Here is a 25,196-nt window from a genome sequence, read left to right as displayed (position 1 = left end):
CCTTCCCGAAACCGGGGGCGTCCGCCCCCGGACCCCCGGGGCGCCCGCTTCGCGGCGCGGCTGCCGACTGCCGACTGCCGACTGCCGCGGAGAACGGGCCCCGGCCCGGGAGCGGGACTGGGTAGCTCATGGCAGCGGGAGCCGACGGCCCCGCACCGCGGAGCCTGTGCTCTGGGGCGCGGGGGCGCCAGCCCCGCGGGAACCCGGACCCCCAGGGCACGGGGGCGTCAGCCCCGCTGAGCCCCACCCCCCGGGGGTCCGGGGGCGCAGCCACCGGTTTCGGGGAGGGGCGGGGTGGGGGAAAACACCCCCCGGCCGCACCCCTACGCTCCGTAGAACAGCACCTCCACCACCGCCCGCGCCCGCCGCGTCATCCGTCGGTAGTCGTCCAGCATGTCCCCGCTGTGCCCCATATGCACCTCCCGCCCCGTCACCCCCGGCCCGTACCCCAAGTACCGCCCCACCGCCGCCAGTTCGCGGCCGTCCGAGGGGAACGTGTCGCCCGGGCGGCCGCGGACCAGCATCACGCCGTTGCGGACTCGGGTGGCCAGAACCCACGCCTCGTCGAGGATCTGCGCGTCCTCCGTGTCGATCAGGCCCGCCGCGTGTGCCGCCCGCAGGGCCTCGCGGGTGCGGGTGGTGCGCAGGCCCGGTTCCGCCCAGCCGTGGCGCATCTGGAGCAGCTGGACCGTCCATTCCACGTCGCTCAGCCCGCCGCGCCCGAGTTTCGCGTGGAGCGTGGGGTCCGCTCCCCGTGGCAGGCGTTCGGACTCCATCCGGGCTTTCAGCCGCCGGATCTCGCGGACGGCGTCCTCCCCGAGCCCCTCCGCCGGATACCGCAGCGGGTCGATCAGGTCGATGAAGCGCCGCCCCAGCTCCAGGTCCCCCGCCATCGGCTCCGCGCGCAGCAGCGCCTGGCTCTCCCACACCAGCGACCACCGCCGGTAGTACGCCTCGTAGGAGGCGAGCGTACGGACCATCGGACCGCTCTTGCCCTCCGGCCGCAGGTCCGCGTCGATCAGCAACGGCGGGTCTGTCGTGGGCAGTTGGAGGAGTCGGCGCATCTCGGTGACGACCGTGTTCGCCGCCCGCGTCGCCTCCTGTTCGTCCACGCCCTCGCGCGGCTCGTGGACGAAGAGCACGTCCGCGTCGGAGCCGTAACTCTGCTCGTGTCCCCCGAAGCGCCCCATGCCGATGACCGCGAACCGGGTCGGCAGCTCGTCGCCCCACTGCTCGCGCACCGCGGCCCGCAGCGCTCCCGCGATCGTCGCCGCGTTCAGGTCGGTGACCGCGCTGCCGACCCGGTCCACGAGCGCGCCCGGGTCCGCCTCGGCGGGGCTTTCCTCGGTGCCGTAGGAACCGATCAGGTCGGCCGCCGCGGTACGGAACAGCTCCCGGCGGCGTACGCCACGCGCAGCAGCGACCGCGCCCTCCGGGGTGTCGGCGCGTCCGACGGCCGCCAGGATCTCCTGCTCCAGGTGCTCGCGGCCGCGCGGCCTCAGGCCCTCCGGATCGCCGAGCAGCGCCACCGCCTCGGGGGCCCGCAGCAGCAGGTCGGGGGCGAGCCGCCCGGCGGAGAGCACGCGCGCCAGGTTCTCCGCGGCCGCGCCCTCGTCGCGCAGCAGCCGCAGATACCAGGGCGTCTTGCCGAGCGCGTCGGACACCTTGCGGAAGCCCAGCAGACCGGCGTCCGGATCGGCCGAGTCGGCGAACCAGCCGAGCAGCACCGGCAGCAGGGTCCGCTGGATCGCCGCCTTCCTCGTCACCCCGGACGAGAGCGCCTCCAGGTGACGCAGGGCCGCCGCGGGATCGGCGTAACCGAGCGCCTCCAGCCGCTGCCCCGCCGCCTTCGGGCTGAGCCGCGTCTCGCCGGGCGTGAGCTGGGCGACGGCGTCCAGCAGCGGCCGGTAGAAGAGCTTCTCGTGCAGCCGCCGTACGACCGCCGCGTGCCGCTTCCACTCCTTGTTGAGCTCGGCGACGGGGTCGGTACGCAGCCCGAGCGAGCGCCCGAGGCGCCGCAGATCGGACTCGGCCTCGGGCACCAGGTGCGTACGCCGCAGCCGGTACAGCTGGATGCGGTGCTCCATGGCGCGCAGAAAGCGGTACGCCGCATCCATCTGGGCTGCGTCCGCGCGCCCCACGTAGCCGCCCGCCGCCAGCGCCCGCAGGGCCTCCAGCGTGGTGCCGCTGTGCAGCGTCGCGTCGCTGCGTCCATGAACCAGCTGCAGCAGCTGTACGGCGAACTCGACGTCCCGAAGCCCGCCCGGGCCGAGCTTGAGCTCACGTTCGATCTGGGCCGCGGGAATGTTGTCGACGACTCGGCGGCGCATCTTCTGCACGTCCGGGACGAAGTTCTCGCGCTCGGCGGCCTGCCACACCATGGGCGACACGGCTTCGATGTAGTCCTCGCCGAGCCCCGGGTCCCCGGCGACCGGCCGGGCCTTGAGCAGTGCCTGGAACTCCCAGGTCTTGGCCCAGCGCTGGTAGTACGCGACATGGCTGGACACGGTGCGCACCAGCGGGCCGTTGCGTCCTTCGGGCCGCAGATTGGCGTCGACCGGCCAGATCGTGCCCTCGACGGTCGTCTCGGAGCAGATCCGCATGAGATGCGAGGCCAGCCGGGTCGCGGCCTGCACGGCCTTGCTCTCGTCGGCGTCGTTGGCGGGTTCGCCGACGAAGATGACGTCCACGTCGGAGACGTAGTTGAGCTCGTGGCCGCCGCACTTGCCCATGGCGATGACGGCGAGCCTGCACTGTGCCGCGTCCCCGGGCGCCGAGGAGCGGGCGATGGCGAGGGCGGCGCGGAGCGTGGCTGTGGCCAGGTCGGCCAGTTCCGCGGCGGTCTGGGCGACATCGGTCGTACCGCACACGTCGCGGGCCGCTATGGACAGCAGGCACCGCCGGTAGGCGACGCGCAGCGACACCGTATCGGTGGCATCGGCGAGGCCTCGCTCGAAGTCCGCTACGCCCGGGTGCAGATCGGCCGCCTCGTAAGTGACGAGCGTCTGCCAGTCGCGCGGGTGTCGGGCGAGATGGTCGCCGAGTGCCTCGGACGCGCCGAGCACGCCGAGCAGCCGGTCGCGCAGGGGCTTCGCGGTGATCAGGGTGTCGAGGAGGCTCTGCCTGCCGGCGGACGGCTGCGCCTCGACGAGCCGTACGAGGGCGCGCAGCGCGAGGTCGGGGTCGGCGACGGCGCCGAGCGCGTCGAGGAGGACGGGGTCGGAGCGTACGGAGGCCATGTCGGAGAGGCCGAGGAACCGTTCGGCGGCGGACGGATCGGTGAAGCCGTGCCGCAGCAGTCGCGTGAAGGTACTGCTTCTGCGCCCCGACACCGTCATCCCGTCGTCTCCCGTCCTGCGCTCAACGAACGTCGCGCCCGATCAGGGCCCCAAATTCGAGCCTAGGCCCTGTCCGGCCGATCAGGACCCTCGTGATCCCGTCCGTCCCGTCGGCGATGAATAGGGGCGCCGCTCACGGTCTACACATTCGGTGACCCGAGTGGAGAGGACCGCACCATGCCCGAGAACGAACCCGTGACCAAGCTGGACGCCCGCTACAGCGACGAAAAGGCCACCGCCGACGACTGGACCGATGCCGTCGAGCGCCTGAAGGCGGCCGAAACCTACTGGCTGTCGACCGTGCGCCCGGAGGGCCGTCCGCATGTCACCCCGCTGATCGGCGTCTGGCACGACGGCGGGCTGCATTTCTGCACCGGCGCCGACGAGCGCAAGGCGAAGAACCTCCGCGACAATCGGGAGGTGGTCCTCACCACCGGGGCCAATGCCCTGGGCGAGGGCTACGACGTGGTGGTCGAGGGAGCGGCGGCGCGCGTGAGCGACGAGACGCGACTGCGCGCGCTGGCGGACGCGTATGTCGAGAAGTACGGCTCGGACTGGACCTTCGAGGTCCGTGACGGCGCGTTCGTGCACCAGGCCGGGACCGCTCTGGTCTTCCGCGTGGAGCCGCGCACGGCCTTCGGCTTCGCGAAGAGCCCGTACGGCCAGACCCGTTGGCAGTTCAGCGAATAGAGGAGCTCCACCGATGCCACCCACACAGCCGATGGAACTGACGCTTGAAGTGATCATGGTCCCGGTCACGGATCTCGACCGGTCGAAGGAGTTCTACGAGGAGGGCTGCGGCTTCAAGGTCGACCTCGACCAGGACGTGGCCCCGGGCATCCGCATCATCCAGATGACCCCGCCGGGCTCGCGCTGCTCCGTCTCCATGGGCAGCGGCCTCCCGGGCCCTCCCGGCCAGACCCCCATGACCCCGGGCTCGCTCCAGGGCCTCCAACTGTGCGTGACGGACATCGCGGCGGCTCGCGCCGCCTTCGTCGAGCGGTCGGTGGACGTCAGCGAGATCCAGCACGTGGGCGCGAGCGGCTGGGAGGACGGCCCGGGCGACACATGGAACTCGTTCATGTTCTTCCAGGACCCGGACGGCAACGGCTGGGTCGTCCAGGAGGCTCCCGCACCGCTTTCCGAGCGCTGAGCGGACGCGAGCGTGTGACGCCGCACGTCACACAACTCCCGGTCCTGACAAGACCGTTGCCCAACCCGCCTGTCTCCCGGCCGAATTGACCGACGTCCCCGGCCTGCCCCTTCGTCACCCTCGGTAAGCCGGGCCCCTCAGCGCCAGTTGGCCGGTCCGCTCCTGGTGCCGGTGGCACCGGCCGGGCGTTACCCACAGTGATCATAAATGTGGCAGGCAGGACAAAACGCACATACCTTGATGGCAGGTGACGCGATACTTCCGTGACAAGGACAGTAATGGGCACTCCGCGCGTACTTGTGATCGAAGACAATCTGGACGTCAGTGCCCTGCTGGAGCGTCATCTGCGGGGGCTGGGATGCCAGGTGGCCGTCGCGGACACGGGTGAGGAGGGCCTCGAACTCGCCTTCGCGGACCCACCCGACATGGCGATCATCGACATCATGCTCCCCGGTATCGACGGCCGGGAAGTCATCCGCAGGATGCGCGCGGACAGCCGTACGGGCAAGTGCCATCTCGTCGTCTCCTCGGTGATCGACCAGCAGGACCTGTCCGAGCTGGCGGTGGACGCGATGCTGGCCAAACCGTTCCGGCGCTCAAGCGTGATGCACCTTCTCGACTCGTTCCGGAATTCCGCAGCCCAGGAGACGTAATGCCTCGAGTCCTCATAGCCGATGACGATGGCGACATACGGGACCTCGTCGCGTTCAAACTGACCCAGAGCGGTCATGAGGTCATCGCCGTGGAGGACGGTATGGCCGCGCTCAAGGCAGCGCGCAGTCAGCCGGTCGATGTCGCTCTGCTCGACATACGCATGCCCGGGATGTCCGGCCTGGACGTGTGCCGCGAACTCCGCGCGGCGCCCGAGACCGCCTCGCTCCCCGTCATCCTGATCACTGCCCGCTCCCAGGAGGGAGACGTCGAGACGGGATTCGCCGCGGGAGCCGACGACTACATCATCAAGCCGTTCAGCCCGCGCGAACTGAGCAGCCGCGTCCAGGCCGTGCTCACCAGGGCCTCCCGGTGATCGCGACCAGTCTCGTCACCGGCGCACTGGTGTGCCTGGTGACCGTAGTGGTGCTCCTGGGGGTACTGATCGTCGGCCTGCGCGTCGTCCGTCACTACCGGCAGCGCCGACGAGACCGGATCGTGGCCCCGGTGCGGGGCGTGCTGCTGGAGCTCCTGTGCGCGGAGGAGGACGAGCAGCACGAGGCGCTGGACCGGCTCTCGGAGCTCGACGACCGCACCTGGGGGGCTCTGGAGCCGACGGTCGCGTTGATGTTCGGCAAGGTCTCCGGACAGGCCAGGACCGCGCTCATCGAGTTGTTCGAGCGCCGCGGGGACACCGCGGATGCCGTGGCGGATCTGGGCCGCCGGGGCGCGGTCCGGCGGGGCCGCGCCGCGGAAGTGCTCGGCCAGCTCCGTCACCGGCCCGCGGCCCCACCGCTCTGCCGCCTGCTGGACGACCGCGACCCGGAGGTGCGGCTGGTCGCCGCGCGGGCGCTGGGCCTGATCGGAGAACCCTCGGTCGTTCCGCAGCTGCTGGAATGCCTCTACGGACCGCGGACCGTACCGCCCGCCGTGGTCACCAGGGCGCTGACGTCGTTCGGGCCGGAGGCCCTGCGGAGCATCGCGGCAGGCCTGGACCACCCGGAGCCGCTCGTCAGGGCGGTGGCGATCGAGACGCTGGGCGCGATCGGCGGGGTCTCCAGGACCGCCGAGATCGCGAGCGCTCTGCGCAAGGACCCCGATGCGGAGGTGCGCATCAGGGCCGCCCGCGCGCTGGGCAGGCTCGGCATGCCGGACGGCCTTGAACCGCTGCTGGCCGCGGTGGGCCCCGGTCAGCCGGTCGCCCTGCGCCGGGTGGCCGCCGGGGCCCTGGGCAGCCTGGGTGCCGTGGCCGCCACTGCCCGGTTGCGGGGCCTGCTCGGCGACCCGGATGATCATGTGGCCTCCACTGCGGCCCGGTCGCTGCTGCGCCTCGGCGACGTGGGCGGCGTCGAACTGCGGGCAGCCGCCGACGGCCGCTGGGGCCTGCGGGCGGCGGCACAGGCCAGGGCGGCGCTCGCGGAGTCGTCCGTCATCGGCGCGTCCTCCGCCCACGTCGCCGAGGTGGCCCCGTGAGTGCGGTGAGCGCTGCCGGCATCCTGAGCCCGGCGCACGCACCCGGTGCCTGGAGCCTGGCGAGCGACGGGTCGCTGGATTGGCTGCAGGACGCGGGGCGCACCCTGATCACGGTGAGCGACAGCGTGATCCTCGTGTACTTCGCGGTCATCAACACCAGCTATCTGCTGCTGATCCTCGTCGCCTTCGGAGAGCTCGTCAGGAGGCTGCGCCGGGCATCCTTCGCGGGCTACGAAGACGCCTCGGCGAGTCCCTTCACCCCGCCGGTGTCGCTGATCATGCCCGCGTACAACGAGGAGGCATCGATCGCGGAGGCGGTCCGGGCCATGCTCCTGCTGCGCTACCCGGTCTTCGAGGTCGTCGTCGTGGACGACGGTTCCGCCGACGGGACGCTGGACGCCCTGCGCGAGGCGTTCGACCTCGTCGAGGTGGAGCGCGTCGTGCCCGACGACGTACCGCTGCGCGGTGCGGTGGAGTCGGTCCATCTGCCCAGGGGCGGACCGGTGCCGCTCGTGGTGGCCCGCAAGGAGAACGGCGGCAAGGCAGATGCGCTCAACGCCGGAATCAACCTGGCACGCTATCCGCTGCTGTGCATGGTGGACGCGGACTCGATCCTGGACTCCGAGTCGCTGCTGGCGGTGGCCAAGCCGTTCTGCGACGACCCGATGCGGGTGGTCGCCACCGGCGGCGTGGTCGGCATCGCCAACGGCTGCACCGTCGTCGCGGGCCGCGTCGTCGAGCCGCGCGTGCCCCGGGAGCTGCTGGGCCGCATCCAAGTGGTCGAGTATCTGCGGGCCTTCATGCTCGGACGTACGGGGTGGTCGAAGGTCGGCGGCCTGCTGGTCATCGCCGGTGCCTTCGGTCTCTTCCGGCGGGACATGGTGGTGGCCGTGGGCGGCATGGACGCGGGCTGCATCGGCGAGGATGCCGAACTGGTCGTCCGCCTGCACCGGTATCTGCGTGACCAGGGCCGCGACTACCGCATCGTCTTCGTCAGCGAGCCGATCTCCTGGAGCGAGGCGCCGTCGACGAGGAAGGCCCTGGCGGGACAGCGGCGGCGGTGGCATCGCGGGCTGACGGAGATCCTGCTGAAGCACCGCCGCATGATCGGCAACCCCCGGTACGGCCGGATCGGGCTGGTGTCGCTGCCGTTCTACGTGGTCTTCGAACTGCTCGCCCCCGTCGTCGAACTGGCCGGTCTCGTCCTGGTACCCGTGAGCGTGCTGCTCGGCGCGGTCGATCCGGACTTCGTGTGGCGCTTCCTGCTCGTCGCGTACGGCTACGCCCTGGTGGTCAGTCTGGTGTCGCTGGCGGTGGAGGAGTACGCCTTCCACCGGTTCGCACGGTCGCGGGACATCTGGGGTGCTGTCGTCGGGGCGATCGCCGAGAACCTCGGATACCGCCAGCTCACCGCGTGGTGGCGACTGCGCGGCATGCTGCAGGGGCTGCGCGGCTCTGAGCAGGCCTGGGGGTCCATACCACGCAGCGGATTCGCCGAGACCGGGCAGGCGGGCGCGGGCGGAGGTGATCGTGCATGAGCGGACGCAAGGGACGGGGCAGCTACTCCGTCACGCGGCGGCTCGGCACCGCGTTCGGCGTGATGAGCGGCCTCATCGTGCTGGTCGCGGCCGGAGTGCTGACCTCCGCGCTCATCGGACACCGGGCGAGTGACGAGATCGTCGACCAGACGCAGCCGGCCCTCGTCGACAATCTGCGGCTGCACGGCGAGGCTTCCGACATGCAGCGCTCCATGCGCGGCTATCTCCTCACCGGCGATCAGAAACTACTGGCCGCTTACCGGACCGCGCGCCAGGCGTACCCGGCCATACTCGCCTCCGCCCTTGAGCACGGCGATCCGCAGGCCGACCGGAATCTTAAGGCACAGCAACAGCAGCTCCAGGCGTATGTGCGCGTCGCCGACCAACAGGCGAGAGCCGCACCGAGAAGCGATCAGGCGGCGCGGCTCACCCGTGAGGGCACCGTCCGGTACAACGCTTTCGAAGCCACCAACCACGAGCTTGAGGAACGGCTGAGCGCAGACGTCCTGCGGATGGACGACAACGCCGACGGGCTCGTCCGCCTCAGTACCGTATGGGTCGCCGTCCTGCTGATCGCGGCGCTGACCGCCGCTGTGTACACGTCGGTGCGAACCACCCGTTCCCTGGTCCGGCCCCTCAGGGGCGTGGAGCGGACACTCGGCCGGCTCACCGCCGGGGAGTCCTCGGCACGGGCCAAGGAGCACGGGCCCGCCGAGATCCGCGCAGTGGCCCGGTCGGTGAACACGCTCGCCGACGAGAGCGAGCGGCTGCGCGGGATCGACGACGAGCGGCGCCGGCTGTCGATGATCGCGCGGGACGTCGGCATCCGGATCCGGGAGCGCCTCGATGTGGATGAGGTCCTGGACGCGGCCTGCACGGGGATCGGCGAGGGTCTGGAAGCCGACCACGTGTTCATCCTGCTCATGCAGGAGGACAGCCAGGTGGTCCCGGTGGCGCGGGCATGGAACGCAGAGCAGGGTCTGCTCACGGCCGAGGGCCTGCAGGCGCTCCCTCCCATCCCCGCAGAGGTGGTCCGCGACCACTACAGGCGAGGAACGACCTGGTCCATCGACAATCTCCCCGACTATCTCTCCGCCGGCGTGCCACTGCCGGACGCCCCCGGCTCCTTCGGCAGGACGGGCCTGCCGGAGGAGAATCGCGACGCCGCGAGGGACCTGGGCCTGTATTCCGTCTTGCTCACGCCGATCGGAGTGGGGGAGGAACCGCTCGGAGCCGTGTGCCTCTCGCGCAGTTCGCCGGAGCACGCCTGGCGCGCTGTGGAGATCGACATCGCGGAGTCGATGGCCTCCGGTGTCGGCCGGGCGATGCACAACTCGATGCTCTATGGGCAAGAAGCCGCCCTGGTGGAGAAGTTGCGCGCGCTGGACCAGGCCAAGAGCGACTTCCTGTCGACCGTCTCCCACGAGTTGCGGACTCCGCTCACCAGCATCGTGGGATATGTCGAGCTGCTCAGGGACGACGAAACGGGCCCGCTCTCGGAGCCGCAGCATCGCATGCTGGACATCGTCGACCGCAACGCCAACCGGCTGCGCGCGCTGATCGAGGATCTGCTCACGCTGTCCCGGATCGAGGCCGGCACCTTCAGTTCGCAGAAGGTGGAGGTCGACTTGCGCCAACTGGTGGGCTCGGCCGTGGACACCATCAGGCCCGCCGCCGAGGCGGCCTCCGTCCATCTGGAGACCGACTGCCCCGAAGAGCCGCTCGTGCTGGAGGCGGACAGCGACCAGCTCGACCGGGTCCTGATGAACCTGCTGTCCAACGCCGTGAAATTCACTCCCAGCGGCGGGCACGTACGCGTCCAGGCTGCCGCAGACAACGGCGAGGTGGTCCTCAGCGTCAGCGACACCGGTATCGGCATCCCTCAGAAGGAGTGCGAGCAGCTCTTCAGCCGGTTCTTCCGGGCCTCGAACGCCGTGGACCAAGCCATCCCGGGCACGGGACTCGGGCTGACCATCGTCCACACGATCGTGGCGAACCACGGAGGCACGACGGAAGTCCACTCCCAGGAGGGCGAGGGCACGACGGTGACCGCACGGCTGCCGCGGGTGGCCGCGCCGGAGACCGTGAACGCCCCCTGAACTGCCCCGCAGGGTGGGCTGTTCACAGCCGGAGGCAGGAGGTGCAACCCGATGAAACTGCCGCTGAGGAACCGTCGCACATGGTCGGCGGTGGTGTCCGCGCTCGCCGTCCTCGCCGTGGGCTTCGGCCCATCGGTTGCGCGTGCCACCCCGCCGGCCGCCGACGAGTGGGCAGTCGAGTGGACCGATGACTTCGACGGCCGAGCCGGAACCGCGCCGGACACCGAGAACTGGATCACCGACGTCGGCACCGGCTATCCCGGCGGTCCGCCCCACTGGGGAACCGGTGAGGTCCAGCGCTATACGGCCGACCCGGCCAATCTGAGCCAGGACGGCCGAGGCAACCTGCGCATCACACCGCTGCGGGACAACTCCGGACGATGGACTTCCGGCCGCATCGAGACGCGCCGCAGTGACTTTCGGCCACCGGACGGCAAGAAGCTCCGCATTGAGGCCCGCATCCAGCTCCCCGCGATCACCGGCCCCACGGCCTCGGGTTACTGGCCGGCCTTCTGGACCCTGGGCAAGCCCTTCCGTACCGGCGAGGGGGTATCACCCACCGTCGGCGAGTTCGACGTGCTGGAGAACGCCAACGGCGTCAACCGGATCTGGGGTGCCATGCATTGCGGGACGAGCGAGGGCGGCCCCTGCGAGGAGAGCACCGGACTCGCCGCCGACACCACCTGCCCCGGCTCGAACTGCACCGGCCGCTTCCACACGTACGCCGTCGAATGGGACCGCAGCGCCCGGCCGGAGCGGGTGAGTTGGTACGTCGACGGAAGGCGCTACCACTCCGTCAGCTCGGCACAGATGAACGAGGCCACCTGGGAAGCCGCCACGGGCCACGGGCACTTCATCCTCCTCAACCTGGCCATAGGCGGCGGGTTCCCCAAGGCCATCGCCGGGCACAGCACGCCCACTCCGCAGACCCGCCCCGGCAGTTCCATGCTCGTCGACCACGTCAGTGTGCTGACCACAGGCGCGTCGGAGTGACGCGGGCCGGTCGATCTCGGAAATGGCGTACAGCAGTCACGGTTCGGGTGATTTCTTGATTCACGTCACTCAGCGTGGCCGCCCGCACCTACTCTGGACAGTAATTAAGTCGGTACGCAGCGTAACTGTCCGGAAGCGCCGGGGTGCGTCCGGAGAGTGCGGACGGGTGGAGGTCGGCGGCATGGACGACGGTACGGAGCAGCAGAGTTGGGACGACGAGGGCGGGGCGGTCCTCAGGATCGTCGGCCGTCAGCTGAAGGCGTGGCGGGAGGCGGCGGGGCTCCGGCAGGCTGAGCTGGGGACGGCGATCGGGTACAGCGAGGACCTGGTCTCCTCGGTGGAGCGCGGGCGGCGTGCTCCGAAGGATGTGTATCTGCAGAGGGCGGACGACGTCCTGGGCGCGGGCGGCAAGATCATCTCGATGCAGAGGGACGTGGCGGAGGCCCGGTATCCGAAGAAGGTACGGGACTTGGCGAAGCTGGAGGCGGAGGCGGTCGAGCTCGGCGCGTACAACAGTTCTGTCATCCAGGGGCTGTTGCAGACGGAGGACTACGCGCGGGCGTTGTTCGGCATGAGACGGCCGCTGTACACCGACGACGTCATCGAACGCGAAGTGGGTGCACGGATGGCACGACAGGACGTCGTCGACAAGACGAAGACGCTGCCTGTTTTCAGCTTCGTTCAGGACGAGGTGACGCTGCGCCGCCCGGTCGGCGGCAGAATAGTGCAGCGGCGGCAGCTCGAACGGCTGTTGGAGGTCGGCCAGTTCCGGAACGTTGAGATCCAGGTGATGCCGACGGACCGCGAGGAACATGCCGGTCTGACCGGTGGGTTCAGGATTTTCAAGCTCCGGAGCGGCGCGACGCTGGGGTATTCGGAGGTGCTGCACTTCACGCGCCTGATCTCCGAGCCAAGAGAGGTGCAGTTCCTGGAGATGCAGTATGGAAGCATCCGAGCGCAGGCTCTCACGCCGCGAGAGTCGCTGGCCCTCATCGAGAAAGTGCGGGGAGAGACATGAGTATCGAGCCCGAGCTGGCGTGGTTCAAGAGCAGCTACAGCACCGGCGAAGCCGGCTCCGACTGCGTGGAGGTGGCGTGGTTCAAGAGCAGCTACAGCAGCGGCGAACCCGGCTCCGACTGCGTCGAGGTCGCGGGCACCCCGAGCACCATCCACGTACGGGACTCCAAGAACACACCCGGCCCACAACTCGCCTTCGCGACCCGTACGTGGGCAGACTTTGTCACGTACGCAGCCGACCACTGACCCGGAGGCCCGCATGGACTGGACGCTCGAAGTGATCGTGGTCCCCGTCTCGGACGTGGACCGAGCCAGAGACTTCTACCGCGACAAGGTCGGCTTCAAGGTCGACATCGACACCCGCGTCACCGACACCATGCGCATCGTCCAGCTCACGCCTCCCGGCTCCGGCTGCTCGATCGTCATCGGCGAGGGCATCGGGGGCCCCGACGGCAAGGGCCCCGAGCCCGGCTCGTACTCCGGGCTGCAATTGGTCGTCTCGGACATCAAGGCGGCCCATGCCGAGCTCGTCGAGCGTGGTGTGGACGTCTCCGGCCCGGTCGAGATCGCACCGGGCGACGGCGGGACCTTCATGCACTTCGCGGATCCGGACGGCAATGCCTGGGCGGTGCAGGAGTACCGCGTACGGGCCACGAAGCCGCTGCATGAGGTGCTGCGCCCGAGCACGGCCGACAGCGACTGACGGACCACGCCCAGGTCTCAGTGACCGACGTCGTGGTCGCCCGCTTCGACGAGTCCGCTCTCGTAGGCGAAGATCACGATCTGGATGCGGTCACGCAGACCGAGTTTGGTGAGGATGCTCGACACGTGCGATTTGACGGTGGCGGGCCCGATGAAGAGCTGGGCGGCGATCTCCGAGTTGCTCGCGCCGCGCGCGGCGGCGACCACGATCTCGAGTTCGCGCTCGGTGAGTCGCTCCAGGCGGCCCGCCACGGCGGTGTTGACGACACGTCGCTCCGCGAACTGGTCGATGAGACGCCGGGTGATCGACGGTGCCAGCAGCGCACCGCCCTCGGCCACGGTGCGCACGGCGGTGGCGAGCTCCTCGGGGGGAATGTCCTTGAGCACGAAGGCGCTGGCACCGGCCCGTAGCGCCTTGTAGACGTACTCGTCCGGATCGAACGTGGTCAGGATCAGGACCCGTACGTCCCAGTCCGCCTCCCGCAGGATCCGGGAGGTGGCCTCGATGCCGTCCATGCCGGGCATGCGGATGTCCATGAGGATGACGTCCGGACGATGCTTGCGTGCTGCCTCGACGGCCTCGAGTCCGGTCCCGGCCTCGGCCATGACCTCGATGTCGTCGTGGACCCTCAGAATCATGACGAAGCCCCGGCGGACCAGCGCCTGATCGTCCACGACAACGACACGGATGCTCACGCGGGCTCTCCTGAAGTGGGCAGATGGGCGGCCAGCCGGAATCCGCCGCCGGGACGCGGCCCCGCTTCGAGGCTGCCGCCGAGGAGGAGTGCTCGCTCCCGCATACCGACGATCCCATGGCCGGGCACACCGCCGTGGGCGCCGGCCGACACGGACTGGACGGCGGCTCCGCGACCGTCGTCGAGCACCTCGATGGTGAGACCGCCACTCTCGCAGCTCAGGCGCACCTCGGTGTGCGTGCGCGGTCCGCTGTGCTTGAGCACGTTGGTCAGTGCCTCCTGGACGATGCGGTACGCCGACAGCTCCACGCGCGCCGGGAGTGCGGCCTCGACACCGCCGGTGACCGAGACGTCCAGACCCGCCTCGCGGACCTGCTCGACGAGCTGATGAAGGTCGGCCAGCCGGGGCTGGGGACCCAGCCGGTCGCGGTCGGCGTCCGGCCGCAGTACTCCCAGCAGGTGCCGCAGTTCGTCCAGCGCCTGGCGCCCGGCTTGCTCCACCGCCGCCATCGCTTCCAGAGCCTCCTGGGGATCGTCGGCGGCCACCATCCGGGCCGCACCCGCCTGCACCGTCATCATGCTCACCCGGTGGGCGACCACGTCGTGCAGTTCGCGGGCGATGTGGGTGCGCTCCTCGGCGACGATACGGCGCGTCTCGGCGGCCTGCTCCTCGCGGAGCCGGACGGCGCGCAGCGCACGCATCCGCAGCCGCCGACCGATGTACCAGGCTCCGAACATGACCAGGGCGCCGAAGGCGATCTCCCCCCAGGGGACGGAATTCAGCAGTCCGTCGATCAGGATCGCGGCGATGGCGGCAGCGATGGCCGCGGCGGTGCAGAGTCGGTTCCACCGGGTGTCTGCGGCGTATCGCCCGACGCTGTACAGCGCCACGATCACGATCCCGCCCGAGGTGGAGTAGCTGCTCCCCAGCGTCGGCCCCCAGGCGACGAGCGCCACGGCCACGACCGCGACAGGTTCGCGGCGACGCCAGTAGAGCGCCGCGCCGGCCACGACGTACAGCAGCAGGACCGGGACGGGCACGTCGGTGATCGGACGGACGCGGAGCGCGTCGCCGGGAGCTTCCTCCACGAAGACCGCGGCCAGCAGCATGGCGGCAGCGAGGACGGCGTCCGCGGTCCGCGGCCACCGGACAAAGGGCCCGCGGAACCTGACCGGCACGCCGCGGACCAGCGTCTCTGAGGGCAGCGCCGTGCGGTTCATCATCGCTCCGTCAAAAGGCTTTCCGGCGCACTGACGTTGGTCATCGGGGTGCACCGGGCACGCCATCGTAGGTCCAGGTCACGGGCGCAGTCACCCACCTGCGGGCGGATGCCGGGCTCCCCCGCCGGGCGGAGGTGCCGTCGCGTTCTCCCCGTCCCGCGCCGGAGCCCCCGGCCCGTCCGGTGGCGGGGGACAGCACCGGCGCCGGAAACCCACGATGGAACCGCTCACAACTCCTGCCTCCAGCGCGCCACCGGCCGGCGGCGGACGGCGGCCATCTCACGGGAGCCCACACAGCCATGAACCGATTCACCCGTCGCATCGGCAGCGCGAGCGCCCGCCGACCATGGGTCACCATCGCCGCCTGGGCGGTTGCCCTCCTCCTCGTGCTGCCCCTGGCAGCAACCGTCGGCGGCTCGTTCGTCGACGACCTGGTCGCTCCCGGCAGCCAGAGCGAGGAGGCGATGGAGCTGCTCGAAGAGCGCTTCCCTGAAGCGTCCGGTGGCAGTGCCATGGCGGTCTTCGCCGCGCCGGAAGGGGAGCGGCTGGAGCGCCACCGGCCTGCCGTCGACGCCGCGGTCGCCCGGATCGCGGATGTGGAGCACGTCGCCACCGCGGCCGGACCCTTCACCGCCGGCACGCTCTCGCCCGACGGACGTATCGGCTTCGCCCGGATCACGTTCGACGTGCCCGCGATGGAAGTGGACCCCAAGGAGATCGAGGCCCTGACCGACGCGATCGAGCCCGCACGCGGGGACGGCGTCGTCGTCGAACTGGGCGGCGACGCCGTCTTCATCAACGCCGAGACGGAGACCTCGGGCGCGGAGGCGGCGGGCCTGCTGACCGGACTCGTGATCCTGGTGGTGGCGTTCGGCACGATCCTGGCCGCGCTGGTGCCGATCGTGCTCGCCCTGGTGGCCGTCGCGGCGGGCCTGGGCAGCGTCATGCTGCTGGCCAACGCGATGGACGTCTCCACCGCCGCCCCCACGATCGGCGCGATGATCGGCCTGGGCGTCGGCATCGACTACGCCCTGTTCATCGTGGCGCGTCACCGCGAGAACCGCGCCGCCGGCCAGGACAACACCACCGCGCTGTCGAACGCCATGGGGTCCTCGGGCGCGGCCGTCCTGTTCGCCGGCGGCACCGTCATCGTGGCGATGGCCGCCCTCGGGCTGACCGGCCTGGGCTTCCTGACGTCGATCGGTCTGAGTACCGCCCTGGTCGTTCTCTTCGCCGTGGCGGCCGCCCTGACGTTGCTGCCTGCCCTGCTGTCGCTCCTCGGGGACCGAGTCCACAAAAGGAGCCGCCGGGGCCGCAAGCGGCCTGTGAAGAAGGCCGAGGACACGGCGTGGTGGCGCTTCGCCCACCGCGTGTCCGGCCGGCCGTGGCGCTACCTGCTCGCCGCATCCGCCGTCCTGCTCGCACTGGCCGCCCCCGCGCTGCGCATGGAGACCGGCTTCCCCGACGCGGGCGACGACTCCACGAGCACCACCCACCGGCGCGCCTACGACCTGCTGGCCGAGGGCTTCGGCCCGGGCTTCAACGCCCCTCTGCTGATCGTCGCCGATCTGACCCGCCCCGGCGCCGGGGCCGAGGACGTGCCCGCACTGTCCCGGCGCATCGCCGCCGACCCGGGCGTCGCCACGGTCGGCGAGCCACAGACCTCCGCGGCCGGGGACACCGTCGTGCTGTCCCTGTTCCCCACCACCGCCCCCGCCGACGCCGAGACCTCCCGGACCCTTGAGCGCGTCCGTGACCTCGTCCCCGACAATGTCGCCGTATCCGGCCTGACCGCCATGACCGACGACCTCACCGAGCAACTCGCCGACACCCTGCCGGTCTTCATCGCCGCGATCCTGGCAGCGTCGTTCCTGCTGCTGATGGTGGTGTTCCGCTCCGTCGCACTGCCACTGAAGGCCGCCGTGGTCAACCTGCTGTCCATCGGGGGGGCATACGGCGTGGTCGTCGCCGTCTTCCAGTGGGGCTGGTTCGGGGGCCTGTTCAACCTGCAGGACACCTTCCTGATCGCCTCGCCCATGCCGACGATCTTCTTCGCGGTCCTGTTCGGCCTGTCCATGGACTACGAGGTGTTCCTGCTCTCGCGCGTCCGCGAGGAGTACGCCGCGACGGGCGACACCACCGAGTCGGTGGCACGCGGCATGGCGGCCACGGGCCGTGTGATCACCTCTGCCGCACTGATCATGGCGGTGGTGTTCCTCAGCTTCGTCGCCAACCCGTCGCCGCTCGTGAAGATGATGGGCCTGGGCCTGGCGACCGCGATCGTGCTCGACGCGACCATCGTCCGCATGGTGCTCGTACCCGCGGCCATGGCGCTGATGGGGCGCGCGACCTGGTGGCTGCCCCGCTGGCTCGACCATCGGCTGCCCCGCGTCGGCGTAGAGGACGCCGAGCGGCCCCATCCCGAGCCGGTACTCACCCCCGCGCCCGCGAGCCGCTGAAGTCTCCCCGGAGCGGTACGGCTCACCGCAGGGAGGGCCGACGGCCACAAGCCGTCGGCCCTCCCTGGCGCCACACCCCGCCTACAGAACCGGGAGGTTCTTGCGCAGCTCGAAGGCCGTGACCTCGCTGCGGTACTCCTCCCACTCCTGCTTCTTGTTGCGGAGGAAGAAGTCGAAGACGTGCTCGCCCAGCGTCTCGGCGACCAGCTCACTCCGCTCCATCAGCGCGATCGCCTCGCCCAGGTTCTGCGGCAGCGGCTCGATCCCCATCGCCCTGCGCTCCGCGTCCGACAGCGCCCACACGTCGTCGTCCGCGCCGGCCGGGAGTTCGTAGCCCTCCTCGATGCCCTTGAGGCCCGCCGCGAGCAGCACCGCGTACGTCAGATACGGGTTCGCGCCGGAGTCGATGGAGCGGACCTCGACGCGGGCCGAGCCCGTCTTGCCCGGCTTGTACATCGGGACGCGGATCAGCGCCGAGCGGTTGTTGTGGCCCCAGCAGATGTACGAGGGTGCCTCGCCGCCCGCGCCCGCGCTGCGGGCCGAGCCGCCCCAGATGCGCTTGTAGGAGTTGACCCACTGGTTAGTGACGGCCGAGATCTCCGCCGCGTGCGTGAGCAGGCCCGCGATGAAGGAGCGGCCGACCTTGGAGAGCTGGTATTCGGAGCCGGACTCGTAGAAGGCGTTCCGGTCTCCCTCGAAGAGGGAGAGGTGGGTGTGCATCCCGGAGCCGGGGTACTCACTGAACGGCTTCGGCATAAAGGTCGCCTGGACACCCTGCTCCAGCGCGACCTGCTTCATGACCAGGCGGAAGGTCATGATGTTGTCGGCCGTGGAGAGCGCGTCCGCGTACCGCAGGTCGATCTCCTGCTGGCCCGGCGCGCCCTCGTGGTGGCTGAACTCCACCGAGATGCCCATGGATTCGAGCATGGTGATCGCCTGACGGCGGAAGTCCATGCCGACGTTCTGCGGGGTGTGGTCGAAATAGCCGGAGTTGTCGGCCGGGGTGGGCCGGGTGCCGTCCAGCGGCTTGTTCTTCAGCAGGAAGAACTCGATCTCCGGGTGGGTGTAGAAGGTGAAGCCCAGGTCGGAGGTCCTGGCAAGGATCCGCTTCAGCACATAGCGCGGGTCCGCGAAGGACGGCGAACCGTCCGGCATCAGGATGTCGCAGAACATCCGCGCCGTGCCCGGAGCCTCGGCCCGCCACGGCAGAATCTGGAAGGTGCTGGGATCCGGCTTGGCGATCATGTCGGACTCGTAGACCCGCGCGAAGCCCTCGATCGCGGAGCCGTCGAAGCCGATGCCCTCGTCGAAGGCCTGCTCCAGTTCGGCGGGGGCCACCGCGACCGACTTCAGAAAGCCGAGCACATCGGTGAACCACAGGCGCACGAAGCGGATGTCGCGCTCCTCGAGCGTACGGAGCACAAACTCCTGCTGCTTATCCATTTCCACCCATCCTTGCTGGTCAAGCCGCCTGCTCCGCACGAGCATGCCATCCGTGGGTTTCAGGCGCGTTGCGTGCCTCGTCCCACGGCCATCTGTACCGGCTGAGCCCATTGTGGGTCAGACCCCGCGGCGAGACGACCCTGAGGCCCCTGCCAACCCGTCCGGCACCGCGGGCGATGGCTTTTTGGCGGCCCCGTATGAGGTGCCGGAGGCGCCCGCACACTACGATCTGCGCCCATGGGGGGTCCGCGGCTCAACCACATCGCGCGCACCGCGCGTCCCATGGCACTGCTCAGTGCCGTGGCGACGCTCCTCGGCGCGCTCTTCATCTGCCTGAGCCCGCCCGCCGAGCATCACGCCGCCGCCTCCGCGACCGGCGCCACGTCCGGCTCCACGTCCGCGTCCGGCGATGCGGCGGCCGAGTACACCTGCCCGTACGACAAGGGCGCCTGCGGCCTGATGCCGCTCGTCAAACCGGCCGTACTCACCGCACCCCCGCTGGACGCACCCGTCGAGGCCGGGGCACAGCCCCAGCACCTCGGCGCTCCGCCCGCCGGTGCCTCGCTGCCCCGTTCGGGCGCGCAGCCGCGGGCACCCAGCCTCCACGTCCTTCAAGTGCTGCGGACCTGAGCGGTCCCGCCTCCCCCACAGCCCCTTGATCACTTCATTGACGAAGGACGACACACCATGGCTACCCGTACCAACGACCGCAAGGCCCGAATAGAGCAGATGCGCCGCGCCGAGCAGGCCCGCGAGCGCCGCAGCCGCATCATCACGATCGCCGTCAGCGGTGTCGTCGTGGCCGGTCTCGTCGGCTTCGGCGTCTACGTGCTCAACAAGGAGTCGGACAAGAAGGACCAGGAGCTCGCCCAGGCCAAGGCTCCTGTCACCGGCGAGAAGAGCTGGGACGCGAAGAAGCTCGGCCGCACGCACGTCACCAAGACGGTCACCTACCCGATGAAGCCTCCGGTCGGCGGCGACCACAACCAGGTGTGGATGAACTGCAACGGCGACGTCTACAAGGAGCCGGTCCCCGACATGAACGCCGTGCACTCGCTGGAGCACGGCGCGGTCTGGGTCACGTACAACGACAAGGCTTCGGCGGGCGACGTGAGCAAGCTGAGCGAGAAGGTCAAGAAGACCCCGTACACGCTGATGAGCCCGTTCAAGGACCAGGCCGGGCCGATCATGCTGAGCGCCTGGGGCAAGCAGCTGACGGTCGACAGCGCGAGTGACCCACGCGTGAGCCAGTTCTTCACCAAGTACGTCCAGGGCGCGCAGACTCCCGAACCGGGCGCCGCGTGCACCAACGGACTGGGCGGCAAGTGATCCGCATGACGCGTACGCACTGGGCCGCGATCACGGCGGTCGTGCTCGCGCTGCTCTTCGCCGGGGCCGCGACGGTGGCCTCGGCGGGGGGCGGCGGCGACACCACGTCGCGTACGCCGTCCGCGGATTCGGCCGATGCGGGCTTCGCGCGGGACATGTCGGTCCATCACCAGCAGGCGGTGGAGATGTCCTTCATCGTCCGGGACCGTACGCAGGACGACGAGGTGCGCCGGCTCGCGTACGACATCGCCAACACCCAGGCCAACCAGCGGGGCATGATGCTGGGCTGGCTGGATCTGTGGGGGCTGCCGAAGCTGGCGGCGGACAAAGAGCCGATGGCCTGGATGGCCGGTAAGGACGCGCACGGCGGGTCCGAACACTCCGGACACTCGGGGCACGGCGGGTCGTCCGAGGCCGGGGAGGGTGCGCTGATGCCCGGCATGGCGACCAGGGCGGACCTGGACCGGCTGGGCAAGGCCGGCGGCAAGCAGGCCGAGATCGAGTACCTCCAGCTGATGATCATCCACCACAACGGCGGGATCTCGATGGCGGAGGGCTGCGCGAAGCTGTGCACGGTCGGCCCTGAGAAGGCGCTGGCGGAGGGCATGGTGGCGGCGCAGCGCTCCGAGGTCGAACTGATGGTGGACCTGCTGCACAAGCGGGGCGCGGAGGTTCGTACGTCGTAGGGCTGTGTCCTCAAACGCCGGACGGGCTGAATGTGCGGCCGAGCCGCACATTCAGCCCGTCCGGCGTTTGAGGAGCGGGCGTCCGGGGGCAGCGCCCCCGCCACGCGGCGGAGCCGCAAATCGATACAGCGGGAAGGGGCGGGGTGGGGAACAGGCCCGCCGCAGGCGCACCCACCCCCGCCTAGCTTCCCGCCCGCCACACGATCCGCGGCGGGCGGACCGCCGCACACAGCGGCATGCCCGCGCCGTCCGTCAGCCCCAGCCCCGCCTCGGCCGCGCCGCCCGTCACCGCCTCCTCCGGCACGTCCGCGAGAAAGAGCTTCGCCCGCCGGAACATCGCGAACGATCCGCCCGGCGGCAGCTCCCCCCACGTCAGATAGACGAAGCGCTCACCGCGCCGCCCCTGGACGTACGGCCCGCGGAAGTCGGCCGTGCCGTCCGGCGCCGTGACGGTCTCGACGGGGATCTCGAAGACCGCCTCGGCCGCGTCGGCGGGCACCAGCTGGTCGGGCTCGCTGCCGCGCTGCGTACCGACGTGGACGTGGCGGTACTCGCCGCACGAGCTGCCGGGCAGTTCGCGGCCCGTGATCCGCAGGGTCAGCCGTGCCATGTCCGAGGGTTCCTTCCGTCGGCTCCACCTGCTGCGGTCGCGTACTCCGAACGGCCCAATGACAATGGGTTCGCTCGGGCCGTCAAGGCATGCCAGGAGGTACGAAGCCATGACCACAGCCAGAGACATCATGCACCCCGGGGCGCAGTGGATCCCCGCGCACGAGACCCTCGACCGGGCCGCGCAGCTGATGCGGCAGCTCAATGTGGGTGCGCTGCCCATAGCCGACTCCGACGAACGGCTCTGCGGCATTCTCACCGACCGTGACATCGTCGTCGGCTGTGTGGCCATGGGCCACGACCCCTCGCAGGTCACCGCGGGCGACATGGCCAAGGGCACGCCGCGCTGGATCGACGCGGGCTCCGACGTGGGCGAGGTGCTGCAGGAGATGCAGGGCCACCAGATCCGGCGGCTGCCGGTGATCGAGAACAAGCGGCTCGTGGGGATGATCAGCGAGGCCGATCTGGCCCAGCATCTGTCCGACGCGCAGATCCACGCCTTTGTGGAGCGGGTCTACGCGAACGGCTGAGGCCATGTCGCGCGTACGGCCCGTCCGCCGCTCGCCAGGGCCGGTCCGTCGAGGACCGCCCGGGCCACCGCTTCCGGGCGGTCCAGCATGACCAGATGGCCCGCCGGTGCGACCGTCTCGAAGCGGGCGCCGAGCAGCTGGGCGAGGGCGTGCTGGCGCTCCAGCCAGCGCTCGCCCGCGGCGTTGGCGGCGAGCACCGTGACCGGGACGTCGGGCAGCGCGTACCGCTCCCGCAGGCCGAGGAGTTCGGCGGCGACCGCGCGGTAGTGGGTGTTCTCCAGGAGGCCGCCCTGCAGCACCCGCGAGGTGGCATAGCAGCGGCGTACGAGCGCGGCCGGGGCCGGGTCGCCGCCGCCGGTGCGGGAGAGGCGGATCACGGCGCGGCGGGCGAGCGGGCCGAGGGCTGCGGGGACACCGGCGGCGGACAGTACCGTGCCGAGAGCCCGGGCCGCGGCCGTGCGCACCGCGGGCGCCGCGGGCACGCGTGCGTGCTCCTCGACGGACGAGTCGAGGAGGACGACGGAGGCGGTGCGGGCGGGGTGCAGCCGGGCGAAGGCCTCGGCGTGGAACCCGGCGATCGAGTGGCCGACGACGGTGGCGGGCCCGTCCAGACCGAGTGCGTCAAGGACGCCCGCGATGCGGTGGGCCTCTCCGGCCGCGGACGGCGGGACGGTGGCGGGGCCGCTCATTCCGTGCCCGGGCCGGTCGAAGCGGACGACGGTGCGGTGCGGGGCGAGCAGTGGGACGACGGGGTCCCAGTCGAACCAGCTCATCGCGAGCCCGGCGCTCAGTACGCAGACCGGTCCGCTGCCTTCGACGACCACATGGTGCGGCACGTCTCCCACTCGTACGAACGTCAACGTCGCTCCTCCTCCCGCGCCAGGGACAGCGCGAGCACCGGAGGCAAGCCTGCCACGAACCGAGGTGCGATTGACGACCGGGGAACGCCGTCCCAGGTGACAACTGCCAGGTGACGCAGCCCTTGTGGGCCGTGGCACCCGGGCTTCGCTCCTCACCGGCCCGGCCGGGTCACGGGAGCAGGATGATCTTTCCGTCGTTGCGGCGGGCTTCGACGTCGGCGTGTGCCCGGGCCGCCTCCGCCAGAGGGTAGGTCCGCCAGACCGGCACGGTGAGCTTGCCGGAAGCGGCCAGCTCCGCCAGCACGGGCAGGGACTCGGGGCATCGGTCGGCCGGGTCCATGCCGGTGAATCGCACCCCGTGCTGCGCGAACGACGGGTCGGCGATGGTGATGACACGGGCCGCATCGCCGACGAGAGCGACGGAGTCGGCGAGCACGCCGGCGCCGGAAGCGTCGAAGACCCGGTCCACACCGCCCGGGGCGGCGGCCTTGACCCGCTCGACCCAGCCGTCGCCGTAGCGGACGGCCGTGGCACCGAGTGCGGTGACGTGCTCGATGTCGTCCTCGGCGACTGTGCCGACAACAGTGACGCCCTGGGCGGAGGCCAGCTGGACGGCGATCGTGCCGACGCTGCCGCCGGCACCGTGGACGAGCAGTGTCTGGCCCGCCTGGACACCAAGGTGCTTCAGGGCGCGGAACGCGGCCTCGCCGACGGTCACCAGTGCGGCTGTGGTTTCCCACGACAGTGCCTCGGGCTTGGCCACCGGCCGGTCCAGCAGCGCGTGCTCGCTGTAGCCGCCGACGGAGGCGACCCCGAAGACCTCGTCCCCCACGGCCGCGCTCGCTCCGTCACCGACGGAGTCGACAACGCCGGCCACGTCCCAGCCCGGGGTCATCGGGAACTGCACGGGAAAGAAGCCGTCCATCAGACCGGCGCGGATCCGCACGTCGATCGGATTGACGGCGGTGGCCCGCACCCGTATCCGTACCTGCCCCGGCCCCGGCCGGGGGGTCTCGACCTGCGAGAGCGTGAGCACGTCCGGGGCGCCGTAGGCCGAGTAAGTGATCGCTGTAGACATCGGAACTCCCTGAGGAATTGAGACAGCACACGAGCTGATTCATCCAGTTCGTATGATTGCCATTCCTGTCTATCACACAGGACGTATGATTGCGAGAGTCCCGCACATCCACACGTTGCGTATGATTTACGTGGAATGATGGGCGCATGCCCGAACAACCGACGCCCGCCTGGGCCCGCCGCCCGTCGATCAGCAACCCCCGGGTCCAGCGCACCCGCGCCCGCATCCTGACCGTGGCCCGTGAGCTGCTGCCGGAGGTCGGGCCCACCGGGCTGACGTATGCGCTGCTGGCCGAACGGGCCTCGGTGACCCGGCAGACCCTCTACCGCCACTGGCCCACCCGCGCCGCCCTGCTCTTCGACCTGATCCTGGAAGGCCCCGACGTGGGCTACCCCGAGCCCGGCGACGACCTGCGCACGGTCGCCACCGCATGGCTGACCAGCCTTCGGGCGGGCTTGACCGACCCGGCCACCCGCCCCGCGGTGCTGGCCGTCACCGCCCAGGCCGACTACGACGCCGACAGCGCCCAAGCCCTCACGCGGATCGGGACCGATCGACTGGGAGCCCTCAACAAGCTCCTGAAACCGTCAGGCCGCCAGATCACCGCCGACGAATACACCCTGCTCTTCGGACCGGTCATGTCCCGCCTCTTCTTCGACCGACGGGACGTCACCGACGAGTTCATCGACGCCGTCGTCACCCAGTGGCTCACCACCGTCGACCGCACTCCCCCACCCGGCCATGACACGGAGAAGACTCCGTCGTGACCACGTGTGGCCCCGCGTCGACGCATACCGGGTGGGGGTAAGCTGCGGACCATGGTGATCGGTCGGCCCGCGCGGTTCGGACAGCTGCTGCTGTTCATGGCGCTGCTGCTCGGCATCGCCACGATGCACACGCTCGGCCACCCGGGCGCGGATCACGGCGGGGGCGCGGCGAGGCACGTGGCCGCACCTTCGCACGAGGTCGACATGACGGGCGTCGTGAATCCCGTCTCCATGGCGAATCCCGGACAGCACCACGCCGCCGACCCTGCCGAGGCTGGGCCGCCGTACGCCGGGCCGAAGGTGCCCGGCATGGGCATGGATCCGATGAGCGTCTGCCTCGCCGTGCTGGACACCTTCACGTTCGTCCTGCTCGTCGCCGGACTGCTGCGCACCGACATCGGCGCACTGCTCGCGGGCTGTCACGCCCGGATACTCCGCGCCCTACGGCCCAACCCGCCTCCCCGTAAGACCCTCCTCGCCAGGCTGTCGGTGCTGCGGATCTAGAGGTGGGCCCGCTGCCTGGAAACCCGCCGCGCTGCGAGCGGTGTACCAGAA

At 70.5% G+C, this 25,196-nt stretch carries 25 protein-coding genes; 18 read left to right on the top strand and 7 right to left on the bottom strand.

Annotated features, from left to right (window positions below; genetic code table 11):
- Positions 1-323 precede the first annotated feature (323 nt).
- Positions 324-3,338 carry a bifunctional [glutamine synthetase] adenylyltransferase/[glutamine synthetase]-adenylyl-L-tyrosine phosphorylase gene (locus OHA61_RS28510; RefSeq protein WP_406305438.1) on the bottom strand — a complete coding sequence of 1,005 codons (3,015 nt, stop codon included), beginning with the start codon at positions 3,336-3,338 and terminating at the stop codon, positions 324-326.
- A gap of 177 nt (positions 3,339-3,515) precedes the next feature.
- On the opposite strand from OHA61_RS28510, the gene OHA61_RS28505 reads away from it, so the two are divergent.
- From OHA61_RS28505 to OHA61_RS28455, 11 genes are all read left to right on the top strand, one after another.
- Positions 3,516-4,028 (top strand): pyridoxamine 5'-phosphate oxidase family protein, encoded by a 513-nt coding sequence (locus OHA61_RS28505; protein WP_406305437.1) that lies wholly within the window; start codon positions 3,516-3,518, stop codon positions 4,026-4,028.
- Between the two features lie 31 nt (positions 4,029-4,059).
- Positions 4,060-4,491, top strand: a complete 432-nt coding sequence (locus OHA61_RS28500) for a VOC family protein (RefSeq protein ID WP_406307505.1) — start codon at positions 4,060-4,062, stop codon at positions 4,489-4,491.
- Between the two features lie 263 nt (positions 4,492-4,754).
- Positions 4,755-5,144, top strand: coding sequence for a response regulator (locus tag OHA61_RS28495; RefSeq protein WP_406305436.1), 390 nt, complete (start codon positions 4,755-4,757; stop codon positions 5,142-5,144).
- Complete coding sequence (locus tag OHA61_RS28490; RefSeq protein WP_266477124.1) at positions 5,144-5,518, top strand: response regulator transcription factor; 375 nt, start codon at positions 5,144-5,146, stop codon at positions 5,516-5,518. Before OHA61_RS28495 ends, OHA61_RS28490 begins: the two co-directional genes overlap by 1 nt.
- Positions 5,515-6,615 (top strand): HEAT repeat domain-containing protein, encoded by a 1,101-nt coding sequence (locus tag OHA61_RS28485; protein WP_406305434.1) that lies wholly within the window; start codon positions 5,515-5,517, stop codon positions 6,613-6,615. The genes OHA61_RS28490 and OHA61_RS28485 overlap by 4 nt, the downstream gene beginning before the upstream one ends.
- On the top strand, positions 6,612-8,153 hold the full coding sequence (locus tag OHA61_RS28480; RefSeq protein WP_406305433.1) for a glycosyltransferase: 1,542 nt from the start codon (positions 6,612-6,614) through the stop codon (positions 8,151-8,153). Before OHA61_RS28485 ends, OHA61_RS28480 begins: the two co-directional genes overlap by 4 nt.
- Positions 8,150-10,252, top strand: coding sequence for an ATP-binding protein (locus OHA61_RS28475; RefSeq protein ID WP_406305432.1), 2,103 nt, complete (start codon positions 8,150-8,152; stop codon positions 10,250-10,252). Before OHA61_RS28480 ends, OHA61_RS28475 begins: the two co-directional genes overlap by 4 nt.
- A 51-nt stretch (positions 10,253-10,303) precedes the next feature.
- Positions 10,304-11,245: a glycoside hydrolase family 16 protein gene (locus OHA61_RS28470; RefSeq protein ID WP_406305431.1), complete on the top strand. Its 942-nt coding sequence runs from the start codon at positions 10,304-10,306 to the stop codon at positions 11,243-11,245.
- Between the two features lie 181 nt (positions 11,246-11,426).
- Entirely contained in the window at positions 11,427-12,263 is an 837-nt protein-coding gene (locus OHA61_RS28465) for a helix-turn-helix domain-containing protein (RefSeq protein WP_406305429.1), read from the top strand.
- Positions 12,260-12,508 carry a DUF397 domain-containing protein gene (locus OHA61_RS28460; RefSeq protein WP_406305428.1) on the top strand — a complete coding sequence of 83 codons (249 nt, stop codon included), beginning with the start codon at positions 12,260-12,262 and terminating at the stop codon, positions 12,506-12,508. The genes OHA61_RS28465 and OHA61_RS28460 overlap by 4 nt, the downstream gene beginning before the upstream one ends.
- Positions 12,509-12,521: 13 nt before the next feature.
- Positions 12,522-12,965, top strand: coding sequence for a VOC family protein (locus OHA61_RS28455; protein WP_361916011.1), 444 nt, complete (start codon positions 12,522-12,524; stop codon positions 12,963-12,965).
- A gap of 17 nt (positions 12,966-12,982) precedes the next feature.
- Here OHA61_RS28455 and OHA61_RS28450 read toward each other — a convergent pair whose 3' ends face one another.
- Together OHA61_RS28450 and OHA61_RS28445 are read right to left on the bottom strand one after the other, a co-directional pair.
- Positions 12,983-13,660, bottom strand: a complete 678-nt coding sequence (locus OHA61_RS28450) for a response regulator (RefSeq protein WP_406305427.1) — start codon at positions 13,658-13,660, stop codon at positions 12,983-12,985.
- Positions 13,657-14,883, bottom strand: a complete 1,227-nt coding sequence (locus OHA61_RS28445) for a sensor histidine kinase (protein ID WP_406305426.1) — start codon at positions 14,881-14,883, stop codon at positions 13,657-13,659. Before OHA61_RS28445 ends, OHA61_RS28450 begins: the two co-directional genes overlap by 4 nt.
- Before the next feature lie 296 nt (positions 14,884-15,179).
- Here OHA61_RS28445 and OHA61_RS28440 point away from each other — a divergent pair, with 296 nt between their 5' ends.
- On the top strand, positions 15,180-17,339 hold the full coding sequence (locus OHA61_RS28440) for an MMPL family transporter (protein WP_406305425.1): 2,160 nt from the start codon (positions 15,180-15,182) through the stop codon (positions 17,337-17,339).
- An 81-nt stretch (positions 17,340-17,420) separates the two neighbouring features.
- On the opposite strand, the gene glnA is transcribed toward OHA61_RS28440, so the two are convergent.
- A complete protein-coding gene (glnA, locus tag OHA61_RS28435; protein ID WP_361917781.1) occupies positions 17,421-18,782 on the bottom strand; it encodes a type I glutamate--ammonia ligase in 1,362 nt (453 codons plus the stop codon).
- Positions 18,783-19,019: 237 nt separating this feature from the next.
- On the opposite strand from glnA, the gene OHA61_RS28430 reads away from it, so the two are divergent.
- Genes OHA61_RS28430 through OHA61_RS28420 form a run of 3 tightly spaced genes read left to right on the top strand, consistent with a single transcriptional unit; the run spans position 19,020 to position 20,797 of the window.
- Positions 19,020-19,412, top strand: a complete 393-nt coding sequence (locus tag OHA61_RS28430; RefSeq protein ID WP_406305424.1) for a hypothetical protein — start codon at positions 19,020-19,022, stop codon at positions 19,410-19,412.
- Positions 19,413-19,469: 57 nt separating this feature from the next.
- Positions 19,470-20,111, top strand: coding sequence for a DUF3105 domain-containing protein (locus tag OHA61_RS28425; protein ID WP_406305423.1), 642 nt, complete (start codon positions 19,470-19,472; stop codon positions 20,109-20,111).
- Between the two features lie 5 nt (positions 20,112-20,116).
- Positions 20,117-20,797, top strand: coding sequence for a DUF305 domain-containing protein (locus OHA61_RS28420; RefSeq protein ID WP_406305422.1), 681 nt, complete (start codon positions 20,117-20,119; stop codon positions 20,795-20,797).
- A gap of 181 nt (positions 20,798-20,978) precedes the next feature.
- Here the strand turns inward: OHA61_RS28420 and OHA61_RS28415 are convergent, their stop codons facing one another.
- Positions 20,979-21,407 (bottom strand): DUF5990 family protein, encoded by a 429-nt coding sequence (locus tag OHA61_RS28415; protein WP_406305421.1) that lies wholly within the window; start codon positions 21,405-21,407, stop codon positions 20,979-20,981.
- A 109-nt stretch (positions 21,408-21,516) separates the two neighbouring features.
- On the opposite strand from OHA61_RS28415, the gene OHA61_RS28410 reads away from it, so the two are divergent.
- Positions 21,517-21,936, top strand: coding sequence for a CBS domain-containing protein (locus OHA61_RS28410; RefSeq protein ID WP_324977388.1), 420 nt, complete (start codon positions 21,517-21,519; stop codon positions 21,934-21,936).
- Here the strand turns inward: OHA61_RS28410 and OHA61_RS28405 are convergent.
- Positions 21,921-22,796, bottom strand: a complete 876-nt coding sequence (locus tag OHA61_RS28405) for an alpha/beta fold hydrolase (RefSeq protein ID WP_406305420.1) — start codon at positions 22,794-22,796, stop codon at positions 21,921-21,923. The genes OHA61_RS28410 and OHA61_RS28405 overlap by 16 nt on opposite strands.
- 169 nt (positions 22,797-22,965) lie before the next feature.
- Complete coding sequence (locus tag OHA61_RS28400; protein ID WP_406305419.1) at positions 22,966-23,874, bottom strand: NADP-dependent oxidoreductase; 909 nt, start codon at positions 23,872-23,874, stop codon at positions 22,966-22,968.
- Between the two features lie 146 nt (positions 23,875-24,020).
- Between OHA61_RS28400 and OHA61_RS28395 the strand changes: the two genes are divergently transcribed.
- Positions 24,021-24,641 (top strand): TetR family transcriptional regulator, encoded by a 621-nt coding sequence (locus OHA61_RS28395; protein WP_406305418.1) that lies wholly within the window; start codon positions 24,021-24,023, stop codon positions 24,639-24,641.
- Between the two features lie 51 nt (positions 24,642-24,692).
- A complete protein-coding gene (locus OHA61_RS28390; protein WP_406305417.1) occupies positions 24,693-25,145 on the top strand; it encodes a hypothetical protein in 453 nt (150 codons plus the stop codon).
- Positions 25,146-25,196: the final 51 nt, after the last annotated feature.

The sequence above is a fragment of the Streptomyces sp. NBC_00885 genome (assembly GCF_045207475.1).
Lineage (GTDB): Bacteria > Actinomycetota > Actinomycetes > Streptomycetales > Streptomycetaceae > Streptomyces.
The sequence above is the reverse complement of the archived record's forward strand: the minus strand, read 5'-3'. Positions and strand labels throughout refer to the sequence as shown.